The following is a 1,250-nucleotide window of genomic DNA, read 5'->3' on the forward strand; positions in this document are numbered from 1 at the left end:
TTTTCGTTTTGATTCAGTTATAATATTAGTGGATTTTAAAGGAATTCGAGAAATTTTAAAAAACCGCTAGTAATAAATTCGTTTAAAATTCTTTAGTTCATCTTAAACTTTTTGCATTTTACAAATTTGTACATTTGGATTTTGCAAAGATTAAGATATTAGAAAGCAAAAATAAAATCATTGAAAAATATTTACCAAAAAAAACCTTGTTTAAAACAAAGGTTTATTTATTGTTTAAGTGCATTATTACTTTTGATCTTATTTGTAATAAGTTTTAATTACACTTTAAAAGCTTCTCCAACAGAAATAATAGATATCAGCACTATTGAAAAAAATATAGGATCTTTTGAAAGTGCACCAAATGACAAAAAAATCATTGAAAAAATTGTAAAAAATCAAAAAAATATAAGTGGTCTTTCTATTGGAGACGATTTAGAAGTTGTTTTGATAAACAATAACAAAGCAACTGTCAAAGCAAAAGAAAATTCTAAAAAAATTAAAGGTCAAGTAGAAGTTATTTTTAATGTCAAAGAAGACCTAAATGTTTTAATTCAAAATAAAGCTTTAGGGGATATAGAATTAAATAAAATTCACAGTGAAGCATTGATTTCTAATGAGGATTTATTAAATGCCATTGAAAGTAAAAATAATGGTTTAGTAATTACAAAAGAAGATATTTATTTTCCTAAAAAAGATCGCTCAAAAGGTTATATAACCATTGAAGCATTGGATAAATCTCCTAAATATAAAGGAAAAGCTAAATTAACTTATCAAATTAAAAAAATAAATAAAGAAGAGTTTATTGCGGAAGTTAAAAAAAAATATAATATTCCATTTGACTCAACCATAAAACAAAGTCAATTAGATGAAACAATTGAAAATGTAATTGCAGAAGAAGTAGGAAACCCAGATTCAACTAAAGACTTAGTTATGCAAAAAGTTTAAGAAGCAGTCGAACTTTTATTAAATGATGGCAATACTTTATCTGAAACATTAACAACTTCTATGTCCAATAAAGAAGAGTTGCAAAACAACTCACAAACAATATTATCTCCTAAAATAACAAGCGAAAAAACAGATAATAACGAAAATACAAATTATGGATTTTATATTGTTATTGCTTGCATTATATTAATTTCCATCACTTTTTTAAGTTTGCTTTTTGTTATTTTTAAAAAAAGAAATACTCAATCATAATTAAAAAATATCAAAGAGGTTTATAGCCTCTTTTTTATTTTATATTTATAAAT

2 protein-coding genes are annotated in these 1,250 nt (G+C 23.4%); both read left to right on the top strand.

The features are described 5' to 3' along the window. Window positions 1-180: 180 nt before the first annotated feature. Window positions 181-945, top strand: coding sequence for a hypothetical protein (locus OL66_RS00810; RefSeq protein WP_238568772.1), 765 nt, complete (start codon window positions 181-183; stop codon window positions 943-945). 60 nt (window positions 946-1,005) lie between these two features. After that, the gene (locus OL66_RS04240) at window positions 1,006-1,197 is read left to right on the top strand and encodes a hypothetical protein (RefSeq protein WP_238568773.1); all 192 of its coding nucleotides are present in this window, start codon (window positions 1,006-1,008) and stop codon (window positions 1,195-1,197) included. The last annotated feature ends 53 nt before the right edge of the window (window positions 1,198-1,250 follow it).

Origin of the sequence: Chrysanthemum yellows phytoplasma, from assembly GCF_000803325.1 — a bacterium.
Taxonomy (GTDB): Bacteria; Bacillota_I; Bacilli_A; order Acholeplasmatales; family Acholeplasmataceae; genus Phytoplasma; species Phytoplasma asteris.